We start from the raw sequence: 18110 nt of genomic DNA, 5'->3' as shown, positions 1-18110 counted from the left end.
TCATCAATTCTTATAATAAAACTCCTTTCGAAAAAAGGACATGCGTCCTTTTTTTTCGATAAAGCGTTTTTTATACTCCAGGTAAATGGTCTGAGAGTTATTTTATTTGGGGCGGATTTATGCATTCAGCAACCACTATCGTTACTTTTAGCGGCAAGAAAATTGATTTTCTTAATCTCAGTATAAATGATATAGATATAATTGATATCGCTAAGGGCTTGTCAAATGAATGCCGTTTTGGTGGGCAATGCGAAAGTTTCTATTCAGTGGCTCAGCATTCCGTTCTGGTAAGTTATTTAACGCCAGTGCATTTGGCTCTGGAAGGGCTTCTTCATGATGCCACCGAGGCTTACATAAAAGATTTCCCTTCTCCTTTAAAAAAATGTATGCCGCAGTATATAAACCTTGAGAAAGAAATTGAGTCATTGATCAGAGTGAAATTTAATATTTCCTCCTGTAAAGCCTCAGAAGTTAAGCATGCTGATCGGATCATGCTCGCTACTGAAGCGAGGGATCTGGGTATGGAAAAGGTATTAGACTATCCTTCCCTGCGAGATATATCACCATCGGTTATAATTAAAGTCGTTCCGATGCTACCGAAAGCTGCATTTAGTGCATTTCTTGAGAGATTCGCCGAATTAATAGAGCGTTAAGATGTTAGTCTGCGAATTCACATATAATCACGTGAATTTTTGCTGCGAGGGAGATTGACTTCACCATTAAAAATCTGAAGAAGAGATTTTTGATGTTGTTTTTTTATCTTCATCTGTTCAACGACTATTGATTCTTTTTCACTTTATAAGGGCATTACCTGAACACGGAGCACGCGGATGGCGTTAAGAGAGATGTAACATATTATATTGGGCGCTACAACGTTTGCTTTTGAGAATAGAAGTCCGCTCTCCCTGTGGCGTTCAACTCATCGTCACAGGAAGATTGGCGTGTTTATCGTGCTCTCTAAATACCAGAATCATTTCTGGCGGGGGAGCGACCGGAAAGAGCAGTAGTACCCTACAGATGCTATAAGGCAGAGCATATACCCGAATGACTCGCTTCCTTCCTCCACGACATTTTTGACCACCCTGACGTAGCTTTGATCAAGTATCGCGTAACATAACCCGTGCATTCCAAACAGTCGGGAGAAGACCAGGACTGCCAACAGACCACTGAGCATCACGCCGTACCACGGGGTACGGGTATAGTGTGCGAGTTGTGTAAGGGTAAGACGATAATGGATAACGGGATAAAGCAAAGCACAAACGGCGGAAAGCAGTGCAAACCATACCCAGCTTCCGTGAGCCAGAAGATCGAAAAATGCATCCAGTTCTCGAATCAGCATGGAGAGGAAAAAGCCGCCAATCAGGATGTTGCAATAGCGCATGAATGCCCATTTCTTCGCCAGCAGGAAGTGTATAAATACGATGCCCCCTAAAACTGATTCCTGCACAATTTCGGTCAGCGATATCTCCGGTATATCCAGATTAAATAAATAGATATCCGCCCACAGGCAAAGCACGGGCACAGTGCAGGCTGCTGACGCGAAAAGAAAGAAGAAAAAGCTTTTGAGCACAGACATTAACACCACCACTTTCATTCAAAACACCTATGATAAGTGGCTTCGAACGAAAATCTATTTCACTTTGTGCGCTATAGGCATGAATTTTAAGCATTTTGAGCTACTTAGCGAGGGCGCATTACCTTTCCACCTCAGACTTCAGCCTTGCATCAGAAATCCAGGTGGAAAGTCGTCTGAGCGATGTAACCCCATGCCACACGAGTTCAGCCTCTGGTTGAGCAGTCACGCGCATACGATGACCCATCGTCAGACGGGTATCCACCCTCAAAAGGGGCGGTATGCTTTAGCTAAACAGGGCGTGAATACGCTGCGCCAGCGCCTTAATTCCCATAGCCATTCAGCCGTCCGGGTGTTTAAGTGGTTATAATAAAAAATAAAAACTTTGCTTAAAAAATTTTTCTGTGCCTAAATAGCGTCATCGGTTTGGAATACAGACCTTATTAAAGCAGTTTAGTAAAGCAGTCCTCAGTTCAGGTGTTATCAATAGATACTCTTCTTCGTGAGCCTCCTCCTAAGTGCCAAATAAGTTACTCTCTAAATACAGGCCATCATCGCCGCGCTTAGTGGCTCAAAAAATAAGGAATTATCTATGTCTAATAAAATGACTGGTTTAGTAAAATGGTTTAACTCTGATAAAGGTTTTGGCTTTATCACTCCTGACGACGGCAGCAAAGATGTATTCGTACACTTCTCTGCTATTCAGAGCGACAGCTACAAATCTCTTGATGAAGGCCAGAAAGTGTCCTTCACCATTGAAAATGGCGCTAAAGGCCCAGCAGCGGGTAACGTTTCTCCGCTGTAAGTCGCGCACATTGTCGGTGAGCCTTACGATAGCGATGAAGACGCGAGTCTGAGCAGTTAAGCTTCACCGATAATAAAAAAACCCGCCAAGTGCGGGTTTTTTTATGGCTTCAGGATGGTGATAGGCTGTCTATTATTCCGTTTGACCGGCCTGTTTTCAAAAAAACTTAACCTTCACCCGGAGGTGGGGTGCGGTCCCGAAGGCTGTGTTCCTGTGATAAACGCCAGAAATCATGTCCTGCCGGATACTGATATAAACGGAGCGAGAACTGACCGGCGACAGCGGTGATGTATTCAAATATCGCTGACTGAGTATTTTCATACTCCACCCACAGTACGGAAGAGGTAAAGCAATAAATTTCCAGGGGAATACCCGACGGCGTAGGCTTCAGCGTTCTCACCACAATATACATATCTTTGATAATATCAGGCCGATCGGCGAGCCAGGCCATCAGGTAGTGCCGAAAGAGCGTTAAATTTGTCAGGCCATTATCCATAAACCAACTGTCCGGTATGCCCATGGGATCACGCCCGTCGATGAGTTTTGCCAGCGGTTCATTCGTGCCGCGCAGGGCCAGCATCGGGGCCAGCGTTTCCTGCGTGAGAAATGTAACGGAGTGCTGATCGATCGTGGTGCTGCGCATAATCCGGCGTGCGCCTGACGAAAACATGGCCTGCCAGTTGGTATACGTTTCGGTCAGAAAGTTTTTGGTCGGGATACGCGAGATCGTGTTATCCCAGTTACGGATAGTAATGGTGTGCAGCGCAATGTCGGTCACTTCGCCACTCAGGTTTTTATCGGGCATTTCAATCCAGTCCCCCAACTGCAGGACGTCATTTGACGAAAGCTGGATATTGGCAACGAGCGAAAGCAGGGTATGCTGAAAGACTAACATCAGCACGGCCGCCACGGCCCCGAGGCTGGAAATAATAATCGCGGGGGATTTATTCGACATGACGGCAAGGATCATGATCGCGGCAATGACGTGAATAAATATTTTTCCTATCTGGATATAGCCTTTGATAGAGTGATTTTTACGCTTCGTCTTGCGTAAATATGAGCTGTTGACAATATCCAACATCTCATTGAAGAAAACCGACAGAAAAATAAAGAATAAAATCCCACAAATGGTATTTATTGCCGTCACCAGCGATGCAGGCATATTGGGCATAAACTGCAGGACGTAATAAACGATAATAACCGGAATGAAATTCGACAGCTTTTCGGCTATGCGACGATCTTTTTCCAGCGGGACATCCTGTTTATGGCTGGCAAAGAAGACCTTACGGACGATTTTTATGAGCAGGAATTTGCACATCAGGTGCGCAAAGAAACCTGAGATGACCAACAGAATAAGATTAAATCCAATGGCCAGAGCCGGATTGCTTTCTATAAATGTTAATAAATAATCCAAGTACACCATCGCTTATCGCCTGAATAAGTATGCCAGTTTGTATTAACCTTATTCAAAAGATAAATACAAAGATTTAACCAAATCATATAATGGCATATCCGGTACAGACAAGTCCACGACCTGAATCCTAAGTCGCACAGACCTATTTTGTTTCGGTCGGTAACTTTATTTCCAGAACCGTTCCAGGCAATAAAAGCAGACGATGTCCACCTTCAGCATTTGGATCGCTAAAACATATATCCTCTCCCTGTTCGGTACCGAAGCAGGGAGAGGGGCGTTACATTCTCTGCAGAAGTGGAAGAGGGTGGCACGCCGCGTCGCGCTTAGTCGTGGATTTTTACACCCAGACACCCGCGAACAAACTCAGGGTTAAAGTGTTTAACCGCATCGCCAACATAGCCTAAGTCGAGCGAACTGATTTGTGCCATTTCGGCATCGCTCAGGGAGAAGTCCCAGATAGCCAGGTTCTCTTCAATCCGGTTCTGGTGCGTGGATTTAGGAATGACGGTAACGCCACGTTGCACATTCCAGCGCAGAATGATCTGAGCGATGGTTTTTTGATGCGCTTCGGCAATCCCCTTGAGCATTTCATTTTCGTACGGTTTGTGCCTTCCGCCGCCAAGTGGTGCCCAGGCTTCTGGCTGAACGTTGTAATATTTCATGGTCTCAAGCGCGTCAGATTGCGCAAAGTAAGGGTGTAATTCCACCTGATTTACCATGGGCTTAATTCTGACCGTTTCACAGAAATTGGTGAGCACGTGGGCGTAGAAATTAGACACGCCAATCGCTTTTAGCTTTCCGGCATCATACGCATCTTCCAAAGCCCGCCACGCGCTGAAATAATCGCGCATTGCCTGATGCAATAAGTAGAGATCGAAATAGTCTAATCCCGATTTTTTTAACGATGCCTCAATACCGGCTTTGGCGGTCTCGTAGCTTGCCATGTCCTGCACCCACAGCTTAGAGGTAATAAATAACTCCTCGCGGGTACACAGACCTTCAGCGATGGCTTCACGAACGGCATCGCCCACGGCGTCTTCATTGCCGTACACTGCTGCGGTATCAATGAGGCGATAGCCTGTACGAATGGCGCTCAGCACTGACTGTTTACATTCTTCTTTATCGGTGACCTGAAAAACACCAAAACCCGCCATCGGCATTCTGAGGTTGTTGCTTAATACTGTATATTCCACTGAAGAGTCCCTCCACCCTGTTTAGACACCATTCAAAAGTATAAACAGAACCACGACGAACCCGTGGTAATCGTCTTTATTCTTTCAAATCGCTGAATACGCTGGTCTATACCCTGTCGGGAATAAACCAGAATGACATCTGATTACTGAACCGTATAACCGCCATCAATTGCCAGAGCCTGTCCGGTGACGAAGCTGGCATCGGAACTGCACAACCATAAGACGGCGCGCGCGATCTCTTCGGGCTCGCCCAGGCGACCAATTGGCTGCAGTTTCATGAGCTCGGCCATTGCGTCAGGCTCGCTGTTCAGCATATTTTCGACCATTGGCGTGCGGATAATGCCGGGACAAACGGCGTTGATTTGTATTCCACGTGCGGCATATTCCAGCGCTGCGCTTTTGGTCAGCCCGAGGACGCCATGCTTTGTCGCATGATAAACGCCGCGCCCGGCAATGCCGACCAGCCCGCCCAGAGACGAACAGTTAACGATAGCGCCACTTTTCTGACGGCGCATTTGTTGCAGCTCATATTTCATGCAGTTCCAGATACCCCGCAGGTTAATCGCGTTGACGCGATCAAACTCTTCGCCGCTGGCATCTGCGGTTTCTGCAATGGGGCTCTGAATACCGGCGTTGTTATAGGCGGCGTCGAGCTGACCAAACGCCTGTACTGCGTTCTCAATCATGCGTCTGACCTGCTCTTCGTCAGTCACGTCGCAGACGACGGGTTTCACGGTATACCCTTCAGCCAGTAGCGCATCCGCTTCGCGAGATAACGCATCCTCGCGAATATCCGCCATCACCACCGTTGCGCCAGATTCGCAAAATGCCTTGACGGTCGCGAGCCCCATACCGGAAGCCGCGCCGGTGACCAGCGCCACCTTGCCACTAAAATCATACTTAACCATTTGATACCTCTTACCGTGGAATCACGTGCAATGGAGACGTCTCACGTTGTGTAAAAGTATTCTGCGGGAAATGTGATGTTGTTAAAACTGACTAAATCAAAATGCAGTAATGAGGAATTTTCATAAATTAGATAGACTGCTTCTCGTACAGCGCAGGCGGGCGTCATTTATAATGAACGCCATACCGCCAGAACGCTTTTCGTCTGAAGAGACAGTGTATTGGGATGAATCAGCCACCCATTTTTTCCGGATATCAGAGGCCCAGATTGGCACGAGAAAATCTTAATGACTTAATGGCTTTTATTGCCGTTGCGCGCGAAAAAAGCTTCACCAAAGCTGCGGCCCAATTAGGCGTGTCGCAGTCAGCCCTGAGCCATACTATGCGTACCCTCGAATCTCGTCTGGGGATGAAACTGCTGACTCGCACCACGCGCAGTATTGCGTTAACCGATATTGGTCAGTCCATGCTGGATGACCTGGGGCCTTACATCGATGGTATTCAGGGTCGTTTGCAGTCCCTGAAAGATCTCAACAGCAAACCCGCGGGTACGGTGCGCATATCAACGTCAGATTATGCTATCGGGTCTGTTATCTGGCCGAAGCTGGAACCGCTGCTTAAAGAATATCCTGACATTAGTCTGGAGCTGATTGATGACTATGCCTTGACGGATATTGTTTCCGGGCGGTTTGATGCAGGAACCCGTCTGGGGGAACAGATCTCCAACGGCATGATTTCCGTGCGTATTGGCCCGGATGTCCGTTTTGCCGTGGTCGGCTCACCTGATTATTTTTCCCGCAATCCTCAGCCGCAGCACCCTAACGATCTGATTGATTACAACTGCATCAACCTGCGGTTTCCTACGCATGGCAATTTATACGTCTGGGAATTTGAAAAAGAGGGTAAAAGCCTGAACGTGAAAGTCACTGGCCAGCTGGTCTTTAGCCGGATCTATCAGTGCCTTCAGGCTGCAGTGGAAGGGTACGGCCTGGCGCATGTTCCGCGTGATATCGCAGAAAAGCATATTGCCCGTGGGGAGCTTATTAGCGTGCTCGACGACTGGTGCCCCTACTGGGATGGCTATTATATTTACTATCCCGAGAACCGAAATCTATCGAAAGCATTCCAGCTGGTGGTCGACGCGCTACGCCATTACAAACATCCCTGAAGAGAGACGTTTGTCAGCAACGCAAAGCCAGGCCCCTCATCCGGTGCCTGGCGTTTACAGTTGCGTGGCTAAATGTCAGGCATTATCCCTGCCGGCAAACACCTCTTTAAAGACCGGCATCGCCGAGAAAACATTGGGCCAGCCCGCAACAAAGGCCAGTTGCGTCAGGACTTCGGACGCCTGGGTCCGGGTTAAACCATTGTCCATGGCGCGGTTGAGATGGTAAGGAACCTGGGCCACCTGGCCGGCAGTGACCAACGCACTGACCGTGATCAGACTTCTGTCCCGAGGCGCCAGTCCGGGCCTGAGCCACAGGTTCTGGAATAGCGCGTCGGTCGTGTATTTCACTACGCCCGGCGAGACCTTGCCAAAGTTTGATTCAACCAGCGTGGCACGCTTGTTTTCCGACTCTTCATCCAGCGGCAGGAAATCCACCTTTCCGCCTGGCAAGGAAGCGGTATCGATATGGCGTTGAGCAAACAGCTGACGCGCGATCAGCGCCGCAGAGGTGGCGTTCGGCCAGCCGGCGTAAAAAGCCAGGTGGGTGATTGTCTCTGAGATTTCCGCAGGTTTTACGCCGCTGTCCAGCGCCACGTTGAGGTAGTGGGGAAGTTCCGCCGTATCATTGCGGCTGATCAGCGCTGCAACCGTCACCAGGCTTCGATCGCGTCGCGACAGTTCCGGGCGATTCCAGAGATCTTTTTCAATAAACTGTTCTGAATAGGCAGCCATTGCTGGCGCGACCTGGGCTACAGCGTCCCGTGAGTCTTCCGGTTTCATTGTCGAACTCCTGTTTTGAGTAGTCTGGGAGACACATCCGTTAATCAATAAGAGTGAAACGAAAAGCAGGGCGGTTCTGTTCAGCATTAATGCCCTCCCGCCTGCAGGTACTGCGCATCGCTGACTTTTTCAAGCCAGTTCACGTTTTGTCCCTGCTCATTCGATTCCTGAATGGCCATATGCACCATCGTGGTTTTATCCGTTGCGCCGTGCCAGTGTTTAACCCCTGGCGGGCATTGAATGACATCCCCGGCGTGCACGGTTTTTCGCTCCTGCCCCCACTCCTGCACCCAGCCCGTCCCGGACGTGACCACCAGTGTTTGCCCAAGCGGATGGGTATGCCAGTCGGAACGTGCGCCGGGCACGAAGGTGACATACGCGGCGCCTGCTCTTTGCGGGGCGACAGGTGAGAAGAGGAGGTCAATGTAAGCACGTCCGGTAAAGTGGTCAGCGGGTTCGGCAATCGTCGCGCGACTGCCCGTTTCAGACACGGTCATTTGAGCTGAAGGGGTGGTTTCGCTGTGTGCGGACATACCTGCAAATACCAATAGTGATGCTGCTACAGAGGTGAAACGGATCATCATACTCTCCTGTTGTGAATGAAACGGCAAACCCGGTACCGGGAAAAAGAGAAGGGGATAAATGTGTTGTGATGAGATTTGCCGGCTGTGCCGGAAATACATATTCGGGCGGCTACTTATCCGTCAGTAGCTCAAATCGGGCAGTATATTCAGCAGGTGATACGGGCAAGGCATCCGGTTCGTCTAATTGCCCCAGCGTAATTAATCCCGACGCATATCCGTGTGCTTTATAGAAAATCGCCAGATTTCCCCACGGGGCATATAGCGTGATATCACCCTTAGCGGCCGCGGTACCCGCAGGTGCGCCGGCCGTGGACAGGCGGCGAGGAAGATCGCCAATTTTCTCTTCCCCGGCATAATCTTTCAGCTGCAGCGTAAGGGGCAACAGTGCGATAAAGTCACGACTGGTTTGGCTGCTATTCAACGTTGCGGTCAGCGTCTTGTCGTTGAGTATAATTTTTATCTTCATCGGGTTTTCCTGTATGAGTTCGTTGCGCCAGCCGGCATTCGTCTGCAGTCATTGGCAACTATTCTTAACAGAAATAAACCGCGTGTTAATAGGCGTTATCAGAATAGAAAAATGAATAAATTTCATTAATCCGGTCCGGGAAGCAAAATGTTTGTTATCGGCAGATACAGGCCTCAGGGTCTGGCAACATGGCGTAACCAGTGCCCAACGCCTTCAGCAGCAGCGTCAATTGCGCCGGCCAGATAACCCGAAAATTGCGGTGACCATTCGCTGGCAATCCCGGTTAATTTATCAGCCCATTCTTCCTGCGCCGGAATCTGTTGAGGCTGTGCGTGCCCGACGTCCTGCTGCAGGTCAAATTCTGTCGTCGTAAACGGATCGGCGGCCCAGTCTTTTATCCACTCGGCTTCAGGCTCTGCCGCGTCTTCTCCGAAGAGTCGCACCAGTTGCTCCCGGCACAGTCGCTTGAGTTCGGCCTCGCTCACCGTCCATCGCGATTTTGCCGGTACGCCAATAAAACCAAAGATAGCCGTTTTGCCGGTATCGGGCTCTGACACATCGTGTATTTCAAGCATCGGACCCACACGGCTGCTTACGTCGCCGGAGAGATGCTGTGCCTGCAAAAAGTCGGTCTGGTACAGGGCGACATATTTTGCGTGAGGCGCCATCCAGGTTGGCGTTTTACGCCAGTGTGAAAGTACCCGCTCCGGCAATGCTGGCTCGAACGTTATTTTTGCTGCCAGCGCGGGAGGCAGGGCGAGGAAAACGTGTTCACCGGTGAAAAGTGAGCCTTCGCCCGTTTCGGACTGCGTCGCGACCTGCATATCCTCGCCGAGAAGGGAAATGGAAACCACCTGATGGTCTGACTTAATCTTCTGCGCCGGGATCTGGCGTGTTAATGCGCTCGTCAGCGCCTGCATTCCACCCTGAAGCCTGAACGACTCCGGTGATGTCACATAGGCAGGATAACGTTGCGCAGGGGTCGTCGTCTGGCGTTCATAAAGCATATCCCCCGGTCGCCCCTGAGGGAGAGGTGTTAATCCGAGTTGATGAACCAGGTGTGCGAAGTCAGGCTGAATTTCCGGCCAGAACCAGGTCGCGCCCATGTCCACATGAACCCCATCAGGCGTGTTTGCTAACGCCTGACCTGAAAGTACGCGACCGCCGGTTCTTTTCCTCGCTTCCAGTATCACGTAATCCACTCCCGCTTTTTCAAGCAGTGTGCCCGCATACAGGCCGCTGACACCCGCACCAATGATAATAACGCTGCCTTTCATGGTATCGCTCCGGTCAGTGTGGTCGGGCTGAGATGTCCCGTTTTAAGATAAAAAAGTGCCCCAGAAGCGGCGGCCGTCAGCGCCGGCAAATCGCCTTCAGGAAATCTGAGCCAGCTACCTTTCAGGTAACGACCTTCCGGTGCGCTGATTTCCCCTTCGAGAAGCAGAAGCTCGGCTCCTCCGGCGAGCGGAGCGCAGAAGAGTCGTTCACCCGGTGCGATCCTCTGAAGCTGAGTGGTTTCCGCTACGCCTGCGAACAGGGGACAAATGAGTCTGTGCGGCTGGCCGTGCCAGCGACTCGCCTCGTTGGTATTGATCCTGACCGGTTCCTGTTCTTCGGCGGCGAACTGGCGCAGCTTAACGAAAAGGGTGGTGCCGTCACGACTGGACGGTCGATGCGACGAGCCGTCCGGGCTGCGTAGATACCAGCCAGCCGGATAATCGGTTCCGTTTTCCGTAAAGGTACCGCTCAGCACCAGAATCTCTTCTCCGCCGGGGTGGGTGTGCTCAGGAAACACAGAATCAGGGGCATACCTGACAAGGCTGGTTGCGCGGGCCTGCTCGCGGCCAATGCGATCAAGCATGACGCGCTCCACACCGGGCTGCGGGGACGGCACCCAGCGGTAGTCATCAGGAGTAATGATGGCTCGCTGTGAAAAATCAGAATTCAGTAACATCATAGTCAGTCATTAAACGGCACCGCAGGCGGTGCCGTATACAGGTTTATTTTGTTGGCAGGTTGTCAAAAACATCCAGAGCCCGGGCGGTGTAGGTTAACGCAGCACCGGCGTTCAGACTGATGGCAACGGAAAGCGCTTCAGCTATCTCTTCACGCGTTGCGCCTTTCTTAACCGCAGCTTCCACATGTACCGCCAGGCAACCATCACAGCGAGTGGTAACGGCAACAGCCAGCGCAATCAGTTCGTGGGTCTTGGGATCAAGGTGCTGATTTTCAGAAGCCCCTTTATCCATCTGCTGTAAGCCTTTCATAAATTCAGGCTGCAGTCTGGCAAATTTCCCGACGGTGGCCAGCAGGCTGGTGCGATATTCATTCCAGTTTAAAAACATTCATAGCTCCGGTACGTGTAGGTTTCAGAAAATGCCCGTTACAGGACGTCGTAAATGCGGATTTCAGGCGCGCTGTTCAGATACGGTTTCAGTGCTTCAACGACGTCCTGGGTGAAAAGCGGACTGCTGAGATAGGCCTGTGCATGGGACACGGTTTTAAATCCGTGCAGGACCTGTACGTCCTCGTCACGAACAAGCAGTTCTTTAGAGATGGCACCGTCGATGGTGGTCAGGAACGGGGTTTTGTATTGCTGGTAGACCCCGGCGGCTGCCGCACGGTTTTCATTACCGATATCAAGGCTGATTTGCAGATAAGCCATCGTTCTCTCCTTCGCTCAGGGTTAAGGCAAGGCGGCCGGATAAGGTACCGGTCTGCTTTACCGTTCGTTGAGGGCGATTATGAGAAAGCCGGTTATCTTCAACAAATCAGTTAATCTTGCGTTGCAGAAAAGAAAAACTATGTCGGGCGTCTGATGAGAGAAGCATCATGCCGGTACGCGATGACCCTTGCCGCATGATGCTTAAAAAAGGGGGGGTTATGGATTGTCAGAGACCACGTCATGAAGAAGCCAGTCGTGAAATATTTTTACTTCTTCACGCATGGCGGTGTGCTGCGGGGTCACCAGGTAGTAAGACCATGTTAACGGCCAGCGATGGTCTGGGTGCAATTGAACCAATTGCCCGGTTTCAATCAGCTGTTTCACCAGCGCGTGACGCACAATCGCCACCCCCCGGCCGCTCAGGGCCGAGAGAATAACGGCGGAGGTGGAGTTAATATGCAGCCTGCTTTCCAGCGCGCCAGGGGCATTGACGGTACGGAGAACGTCGTCCCATGAGGGAAAATTCGCGCCCGGGTGCGGCGTGTCATCGTGGATCAGCTTCTGCGTGGCGAGCCAGTCACCACAGGCAATTTTCTCCGGAGGCACCAGGCGGGGGCTACAGACCAGCACCGCCTCTTCATCCATCAGCCAGGTTTTATTCACGCCGGGCCAGTCTCCCTGTCCGCAGCGAATGCCGATATCCGCCTCGCCGTGTGATACGTCCATCAGCTTTTCCGTGACGTTAAGCCGAAGATCGATTGTGTCATGCGTTTCTGAGAAGCGGTTAAGACGCTCCATCAGCCAGTTCATCATCAATACCTGAGAGGCGGTGACGACCACGACAGAACGTGCGCGACGTCCGCGCAGTTTGTTTAACCCGCTTTCCAGCTTGTCCAGGCCCTGCGTAATGTCCTGCAGCGCATCCTGAGCCTCATCCACCAGCGTCAGGCGCTCCTTACCCGACCGCGTACGGCGAAGCAGCGGGTGACCAACCCAGTCTTCGAGCGAACGAACAAGCTGGCCTACTGCGGCAGGCGTCACGCCAAGCTCTTGCGCTGCACCGGTAAAGCTGCCGTGACGGGCGGTCGCTTCAAAAGCATGTAGCCATTTAAGTCTGTTCAGGGAACGCATTGCAGGTACTCCGATTTATTCTTTCTTTCAGTATACCTGAGCGAAGAAGATTTTCTTTCCTGTATCGCAATTTCTTCTCAGTCGTCAACCCTGGTGCAGGGTGGCATTCTGGATGCACACGATGAGGAGCGAGGCTTTTCATCAATGACAACCAAATGTTTTAAAAGAGGTTAGCGATGAACGCATCTTTTGCCGGTAAAAAGCTGTTAGTGGTCGGTGGTACAAGCGGTATGGGCTTCGAAACGGCGAAGCGGATTCTGAAAAACGGTGGCAGCGTGGTGCTGGTGGGGAACCGCAAGGACAAAGCGGAGCAGGCTCGTCAGGCGCTGGCGGTCGACGGACCGGTATCCATCATCGTGGCTGACCTGATGAAAGAAGAGGGTATGCAGCACGTGATGAATACCATCAATGCTGAACACAAAGACATCAGCCTGCTGGTCAATGCCGCTGGCGTGTTCTTCCCGAAACCATTTACTGAACATGAAGCGTCAGATTACGACATGTACATGAGCATCAACCGCGCGACCTTCTTCATCACCCGTGATGTGGTGCGCAATATGATTGATGCCGGTATTAAAGGCTCCATCGTCAATATCGGCTCTATGTGGGCACAGCAGGCCATCGGGGCCACGCCGTCTTCCGCATATTCCATGGCGAAAGCCGGCCTGCATGCGTGGACCAAAAACCTGGCTATTGAGCTGGGCGGGAAAGGCATTCGCGTCAATGCCGTGTCTCCGGCCGTTGTTCACACGCCAATTTATGAAGGCTTCATCCCGAAAGACGATGTAAAAGAGGTGATGAACAGCTTCGACAGCTTCCATCCGATTGGCCGCGTGGGTACGCCGGGCGATGTGGCTGAAACGGTAGCCTTCCTGCTTTCTGACAAGACAGGCTGGGTCACCGGCGCAATCTGGGACATTGACGGCGGCGTCATGGCTGGCCGTAACGCATAATACACCGCTCATCACAGGTGATACCGTGAATAAAACTTTTCGTGCTATGCAGATTTCCTCGCCGGGCGTGCTTGAAAGGGTCGTCAGACCGTTGCCCGAACCGGGGCCCGAGGACGTACTGATCAAAATTGAGGTATGCGGGGTTTGTGGTGCCGATCTTCAGGACGCGGAGAAGGTACCGGAAGCGGGGCAGCCCGGGCGCATTCCGGGTCATGAAATTGTGGGCCACATTACCCGGAGAGGAGATGCAGTTCCCGGGATCTGGCACACCGGTCAGCGCGTGGGCGTCGGGCGTCTTGGGGGATATTGCCAGCATTGCCCGCCTTGCCGTAACGGGCTTTTTCACCTGTGTGAAAATCAGCTAACGCCGGGGCTGAGCTGCGACGGAGGTTACGCCGAGTATGTTGTTATCCGCCATACCGCGCTGATTGCCATTCCTTCAGCGCTCACTTCCGTTCACGCGGCCCCGATCTTGTGCGCCGGTACGGCAACCTTTAACGCGTTGCGTCAATCCGGTGCCAGCGCGGGAGACAGGGTGGCTATTCTCGGTATTGGTGGTTTAGGCCATATGGCGATTCAGTACGCCCGGAGGATGGGGTTTGAGGTTATCGTGATTGCGCGCGGCAGTGAAAAGGCGCATGACGCTTTACAGCTGGGCGCCCATCACTATATCGATGCGCAGACGGAAAACGCGGCGGAACGGCTGAGAGCGGAAGGCGGTGTCGAGATTATTGTGGCCACTGCCCCGGATGCAGACGCGGTTTCAGCGTTATTGCCAGCCCTGGCCCCCAGAGGAAAAGCGATCCTGTTGGGTGCCGGACGCACACCGTTGCAGGTCATGCCGGGTATGATGATTGGCGCGGAACGCACCCTGACCGGTTCATTTGTCAGCACCCCGTCGCAAACCGAACGCGCACTGCGTTTCAGCCACCTCTTTCAGACGCTGCCAGTCACAGAGCTGATGCCCTTTGAACAGGCAAATGAGGCGCTCGACAGGTTACGGCAGGGAAAGGCGCGCTACCGGATAGTGCTTACGATGAACCCGGATAACTGATCGGCAGAAACACCGTCTGGCGGGGAGCCAGACGGTGGAGAGGTTACGCTTTACGCGTTGCCGCTTTCATTGCGCTCACAAACGTTTTCAGCTCAGCCAGCATTTGCTCTGGCTTGTCCACGTTCTTCTCAATGATTTTAACGATAGCGGAGCCTGAGATTGCACCGGCTGCGTTAGCGTCAATTGCCGCCGTGACCTGATCGGGAGATGAAATCCCAAAGCCCTGCAGCGGAGGGGCCGCGTGGTATTCAGCCAGCTTCTCGACCAGATGATGCAGAGGCAGCGCCGCTTTGTTCTCCGCGCCGGTTACACCCGCACGGGAGAGCAGGTAGGTATACCCGCGACCATAAGAGGCAATCTGGCGCAGCAGTTCATCATCGGCGTTTGGTGGGCAGATGAAGATAGGTGCCACGTTATGGCGCATCGCCGCCTGGCGGAACGGCGCAGATTCTTCAACCGGTACGTCTGCCACCAGCACCGAGTCAACGCCCACGCGCGCGCATTCTGCATAAAAGGTATCAATACCGCGACTGAAGACCAGGTTGGCATACATCAACAGGCCAATCGGAATGGTCGGGTGCTTCTGGCGGATAGCGGCCAGCATCTCAAAACATTGCCCCGGGGTGACACCAGCCGCGAATGCCCGCAGCGTTGCGTTCTGGATAGTCGGGCCATCGGCCAGAGGATCGGAAAACGGAATACCCAGCTCCAGCGCATCGGCACCGGCCTCAATCAGGGTGTCGATAATTTTCAGCGACTGCTCAGGACCCGGATCACCCAGCGTCACGAAGGGAACGAACGCGCCTTCCTGGCGAGATTTCAGTGATGCAAATGCGTTATCGTAGCGTTCCATCAGATTTCCCCTCGTGCTTTCAAAATATCGTGAACGGTGAAGATGTCTTTATCACCGCGACCGGAAAGGTTAACCACCAGCAGTTGCTCTTTTTCCGGGTTCTCTTTCATCATTTTTAGCGCATGCGCCAGGGCGTGAGAGGACTCCAGGGCAGGAATGATCCCTTCGTGGCGACAGAGCGTTTTAAACGCCTCCAGGGCTTCGTCATCGGTAATGGAAACGTAGTCCGCACGACCGGTACTGTTCAGGAAGGCATGCTGAGGCCCAACGGAAGGGAAATCCAGGCCTGCCGAGATAGAGTATGACTCTTCAATCTGGCCGTCATCGGTCTGCATCATCGGCGCTTTCATACCGAAGTAGATCCCGACGCGACCATGTTTCAACGGTGCGCCGTGCTCACCGGTTTCAATCCCGTGGCCTGCAGGTTCAACGCCAATCAGCCCGACGCTGGTTTCGTCGATGAAATCAGCGAACATGCCGATAGCGTTAGAGCCACCGCCAACGCAGGCGATCACCGCATCCGGCAGGCGACCCTCTTTTTCCAGGATCTGCGCTTTGGTCTCTTCGCCAATCATGCGCTGGAATTCACGCACAATCGTCGGGAACGGATGGGGGCCTGCAGCGGTGCCAAGCATATAGTGCGCGGTTTCATAGCTGCCAGACCAGTCGCGCAGCGCTTCGTTACACGCATCCTTCAGCGTCGCGGAGCCGCTGTGCACCGGGATCACTTCAGCGCCCATCAGACGCATACGGAATACGTTAGGTGACTGCCGCTCAACGTCTTTTGCGCCCATGTAAATGCGGCATTTCAGACCGAGAAGGGCGCTGGCAAGGGCTGATGCCACCCCGTGCTGGCCTGCGCCAGTTTCAGCGATGATTTCGGTTTTACCCATCCGTTTTGCAAGCAGCGCCTGACCCAACACCTGGTTGGTTTTATGCGCACCGCCGTGCAGCAAATCTTCACGCTTAAGATACAGCGTGGTTTTGGTGCCTTCGGTCAGGTTACGGCATTTCGTCAGGGCCGTTGGACGGCCAGCGTAGTTTTTCAGCAGGTCGGTAAACTCAGCCTGAAACGCCGGATCTTTCTGCGCACTCACGAACGCTTCTTCCAGCTGGCGCAGGGCGGGCATCAGGATTTGCGGGACGTACATCCCGCCGAACTCACCAAAATAGGGGTTTAGTAATGTCGTCATCTTCTCTTCCTTAATATGCACGCAGAGTTTTAAAAACCGAGGCCAGCTTACTGGCATCTTTGATGCCCGGTTGCGACTCTACGCCTGAATTGAAATCGAGGCCCGCGCAGCCCGCTTTGGCGGCTTCCACGCAGTTATCCGGGCTAAGTCCACCCGCCAGCAAAACATTGTCCAGCACTTCGCCGTGCAACAGGGACCAGTCAAAACGCTGTCCCGTGCCGCCCTGGCCATTATCGAGTACGTATTTATCAACATGATTCAGGTTACGCTCAGGCAACCTGTCGCCCACGCTCTGCGCTTTCCAGATTTGCACCTGAGGTGCAAGCGCGCTGCGCAGGGCATCGATATAGGCCTGATCTTCGTTGCCATGAAGCTGTACCGCATGCAGAGATAACGCTTCGGCTTTTGCTACCACGTCGGCGATATCCGCGTTGCGAAAGACCCCCACATAGCTGAGTGGCGCTGCCGTCATCACCTGACGCGCCTGCGCTTCGGTCACCACGCGCGGGGAGGAGGCGACAAAAATCAGCCCGCCGTAAATCGCACCGGCTTCATACGCAGCCAGGGCATCCTCTTCACGGGTTAAGCCGCACACTTTGTTTTCACCCAAGAGTACGCGGCGCACCGCGGCATTGAGATCGTCATGTTCCATCATTGCAGAACCAATCAGGAAACCGTTGGCGAAATGGCTCAGCTCGCGGACCTGAGCGTAGCTGTTAATACCGGATTCACTGATCACGGTGACGCCAGAGCCCAGACGCGGCGCCAGCTGGCGCGTGCGGTTCAGGTCAATCGACAGGTCACGCAGATCGCGGTTGTTGATGCCGACCACTTTGGCTTTCAGCGCAATGGCGCGTTCCAGCTCCTCTTCGTTGCTCACTTCGGTCAGCACGCCCATGTTCAGACTGTGCGCGACTGCAGCGAGCTGGCGATACTGTTCGTCATCCAGCACTGAGAGCATCAGCAGGCAGGCATCGGCCTGGTAAAAGCGAGCCAGCCAGATCTGATACGGGTCGATAATAAAGTCTTTGCACAGGATCGGTTGTGGCGCGATCCCGCTGACAACGGGCAGGAAATCGAAGCTGCCCTGGAAATACTTCTCATCCGTCAGCACGGAGATGGCTGACGCATGATGTTTGTAGATACCGGCAATTCGCGCCGGATCGAAATCGTCACGGATAACGCCTTTCGACGGGGACGCTTTTTTGCACTCGAGAATAAACGCGGTGCGTGCGCCCTGCAGAGCATCATAGAAACGACGGCTGCTCGGGACAACGTCATTCTGGAAGCTGGCCAGCGGCTGCTGTGCTTTACGTGCTTCCACCCAGATGGCCTTATCGGCAACGATTTTCGCTAAAACGGTCTGCATTCT

General features: G+C 52.6%; 20 protein-coding genes. 5 read left to right on the top strand and 15 right to left on the bottom strand.

Annotation, left to right across the window (positions count from 1 at the left end; genetic code table 11):
* The first annotated feature begins 119 nt into the window (after positions 1 to 119).
* Positions 120 to 653, top strand: a complete 534-nt coding sequence (locus tag BH714_RS08520; protein ID WP_025203966.1) for a hypothetical protein — start codon at positions 120 to 122, stop codon at positions 651 to 653.
* A 317-nt stretch (positions 654 to 970) separates the two neighbouring features.
* Here BH714_RS08520 and BH714_RS08515 read toward each other — a convergent pair whose 3' ends face one another.
* Positions 971 to 1576 (bottom strand): hypothetical protein, encoded by a 606-nt coding sequence (locus BH714_RS08515; RefSeq protein WP_040019038.1) that lies wholly within the window; start codon positions 1574 to 1576, stop codon positions 971 to 973.
* 589 nt (positions 1577 to 2165) lie between these two features.
* Between BH714_RS08515 and cspE the strand changes: the two genes are divergently transcribed.
* A complete protein-coding gene (cspE, locus tag BH714_RS08510; RefSeq protein WP_014170400.1) occupies positions 2166 to 2378 on the top strand; it encodes a transcription antiterminator/RNA stability regulator CspE in 213 nt (70 codons plus the stop codon).
* A gap of 166 nt (positions 2379 to 2544) precedes the next feature.
* Here cspE and BH714_RS24485 read toward each other — a convergent pair whose 3' ends face one another.
* The 3 genes from BH714_RS24485 to BH714_RS08495 form a co-directional block, all read right to left on the bottom strand.
* Complete coding sequence (locus BH714_RS24485) at positions 2545 to 3801, bottom strand: mechanosensitive ion channel family protein (RefSeq protein ID WP_040017657.1); 1257 nt, start codon at positions 3799 to 3801, stop codon at positions 2545 to 2547.
* Positions 3802 to 4115: 314 nt separating this feature from the next.
* Positions 4116 to 4985, bottom strand: coding sequence for an aldo/keto reductase (locus tag BH714_RS08500; RefSeq protein ID WP_014170398.1), 870 nt, complete (start codon positions 4983 to 4985; stop codon positions 4116 to 4118).
* A 143-nt stretch (positions 4986 to 5128) separates the two neighbouring features.
* Positions 5129 to 5893 carry an SDR family NAD(P)-dependent oxidoreductase gene (locus tag BH714_RS08495; protein WP_040017656.1) on the bottom strand — a complete coding sequence of 255 codons (765 nt, stop codon included), beginning with the start codon at positions 5891 to 5893 and terminating at the stop codon, positions 5129 to 5131.
* A 266-nt stretch (positions 5894 to 6159) separates the two neighbouring features.
* On the opposite strand from BH714_RS08495, the gene BH714_RS08490 reads away from it, so the two are divergent.
* Positions 6160 to 7059 carry a LysR family transcriptional regulator gene (locus tag BH714_RS08490; RefSeq protein WP_014170396.1) on the top strand — a complete coding sequence of 300 codons (900 nt, stop codon included), beginning with the start codon at positions 6160 to 6162 and terminating at the stop codon, positions 7057 to 7059.
* 75 nt (positions 7060 to 7134) lie between these two features.
* Here the strand turns inward: BH714_RS08490 and BH714_RS08485 are convergent, their stop codons facing one another.
* The 8 genes from BH714_RS08485 to BH714_RS08450 form a co-directional block, all read right to left on the bottom strand.
* Entirely contained in the window at positions 7135 to 7926 is a 792-nt protein-coding gene (locus BH714_RS08485) for a carboxymuconolactone decarboxylase family protein (RefSeq protein ID WP_080765202.1), read from the bottom strand.
* Positions 7926 to 8423 carry a (R)-mandelonitrile lyase gene (locus BH714_RS08480; protein WP_236918398.1) on the bottom strand — a complete coding sequence of 166 codons (498 nt, stop codon included), beginning with the start codon at positions 8421 to 8423 and terminating at the stop codon, positions 7926 to 7928. The genes BH714_RS08485 and BH714_RS08480 overlap by 1 nt, the downstream gene beginning before the upstream one ends.
* Before the next feature lie 109 nt (positions 8424 to 8532).
* The gene (locus BH714_RS08475) at positions 8533 to 8889 is read right to left on the bottom strand and encodes a cyclophilin-like fold protein (protein WP_020882425.1); all 357 of its coding nucleotides are present in this window, start codon (positions 8887 to 8889) and stop codon (positions 8533 to 8535) included.
* Between the two features lie 173 nt (positions 8890 to 9062).
* Positions 9063 to 10166, bottom strand: coding sequence for a flavin monoamine oxidase family protein (locus tag BH714_RS08470; RefSeq protein WP_040017651.1), 1104 nt, complete (start codon positions 10164 to 10166; stop codon positions 9063 to 9065).
* Positions 10163 to 10846, bottom strand: a complete 684-nt coding sequence (locus BH714_RS08465) for a cupin domain-containing protein (RefSeq protein ID WP_080765201.1) — start codon at positions 10844 to 10846, stop codon at positions 10163 to 10165. Before BH714_RS08465 ends, BH714_RS08470 begins: the two co-directional genes overlap by 4 nt.
* Before the next feature lie 43 nt (positions 10847 to 10889).
* A complete protein-coding gene (locus BH714_RS08460) occupies positions 10890 to 11234 on the bottom strand; it encodes a carboxymuconolactone decarboxylase family protein (protein ID WP_014170390.1) in 345 nt (114 codons plus the stop codon).
* Positions 11235 to 11272: 38 nt separating this feature from the next.
* Positions 11273 to 11554 carry a hypothetical protein gene (locus BH714_RS08455; protein ID WP_040017650.1) on the bottom strand — a complete coding sequence of 94 codons (282 nt, stop codon included), beginning with the start codon at positions 11552 to 11554 and terminating at the stop codon, positions 11273 to 11275.
* A gap of 216 nt (positions 11555 to 11770) precedes the next feature.
* Entirely contained in the window at positions 11771 to 12685 is a 915-nt protein-coding gene (locus BH714_RS08450; protein WP_014170388.1) for a LysR substrate-binding domain-containing protein, read from the bottom strand.
* A 176-nt stretch (positions 12686 to 12861) separates the two neighbouring features.
* Here BH714_RS08450 and BH714_RS08445 point away from each other — a divergent pair, with 176 nt between their 5' ends.
* Positions 12862 to 13638 carry an SDR family NAD(P)-dependent oxidoreductase gene (locus tag BH714_RS08445; RefSeq protein WP_040017649.1) on the top strand — a complete coding sequence of 259 codons (777 nt, stop codon included), beginning with the start codon at positions 12862 to 12864 and terminating at the stop codon, positions 13636 to 13638.
* A 25-nt stretch (positions 13639 to 13663) separates the two neighbouring features.
* Positions 13664 to 14692, top strand: a complete 1029-nt coding sequence (locus BH714_RS08440; RefSeq protein ID WP_088202969.1) for a zinc-binding dehydrogenase — start codon at positions 13664 to 13666, stop codon at positions 14690 to 14692.
* Positions 14693 to 14735: 43 nt separating this feature from the next.
* Here BH714_RS08440 and trpA read toward each other — a convergent pair whose 3' ends face one another.
* Genes trpA through trpCF form a run of 3 tightly spaced genes read right to left on the bottom strand, consistent with a single transcriptional unit; the run spans position 14736 to position 18107 of the window.
* Entirely contained in the window at positions 14736 to 15545 is an 810-nt protein-coding gene (gene trpA, locus BH714_RS08435; RefSeq protein WP_040017647.1) for a tryptophan synthase subunit alpha, read from the bottom strand.
* Entirely contained in the window at positions 15545 to 16738 is a 1194-nt protein-coding gene (trpB, locus tag BH714_RS08430; RefSeq protein ID WP_020882431.1) for a tryptophan synthase subunit beta, read from the bottom strand. Before trpB ends, trpA begins: the two co-directional genes overlap by 1 nt.
* 10 nt (positions 16739 to 16748) lie before the next feature.
* Positions 16749 to 18107, bottom strand: a complete 1359-nt coding sequence (gene trpCF, locus BH714_RS08425) for a bifunctional indole-3-glycerol-phosphate synthase TrpC/phosphoribosylanthranilate isomerase TrpF (protein ID WP_014170383.1) — start codon at positions 18105 to 18107, stop codon at positions 16749 to 16751.
* Positions 18108 to 18110: the final 3 nt, after the last annotated feature.

It is taken from the genome of Enterobacter ludwigii, assembly GCF_001750725.1.
GTDB lineage: Bacteria > Pseudomonadota > Gammaproteobacteria > Enterobacterales > Enterobacteriaceae > Enterobacter > Enterobacter ludwigii.
Note: the sequence above shows the minus strand (reverse complement) of the source record. Positions and strands in the feature narration are given on the sequence as shown.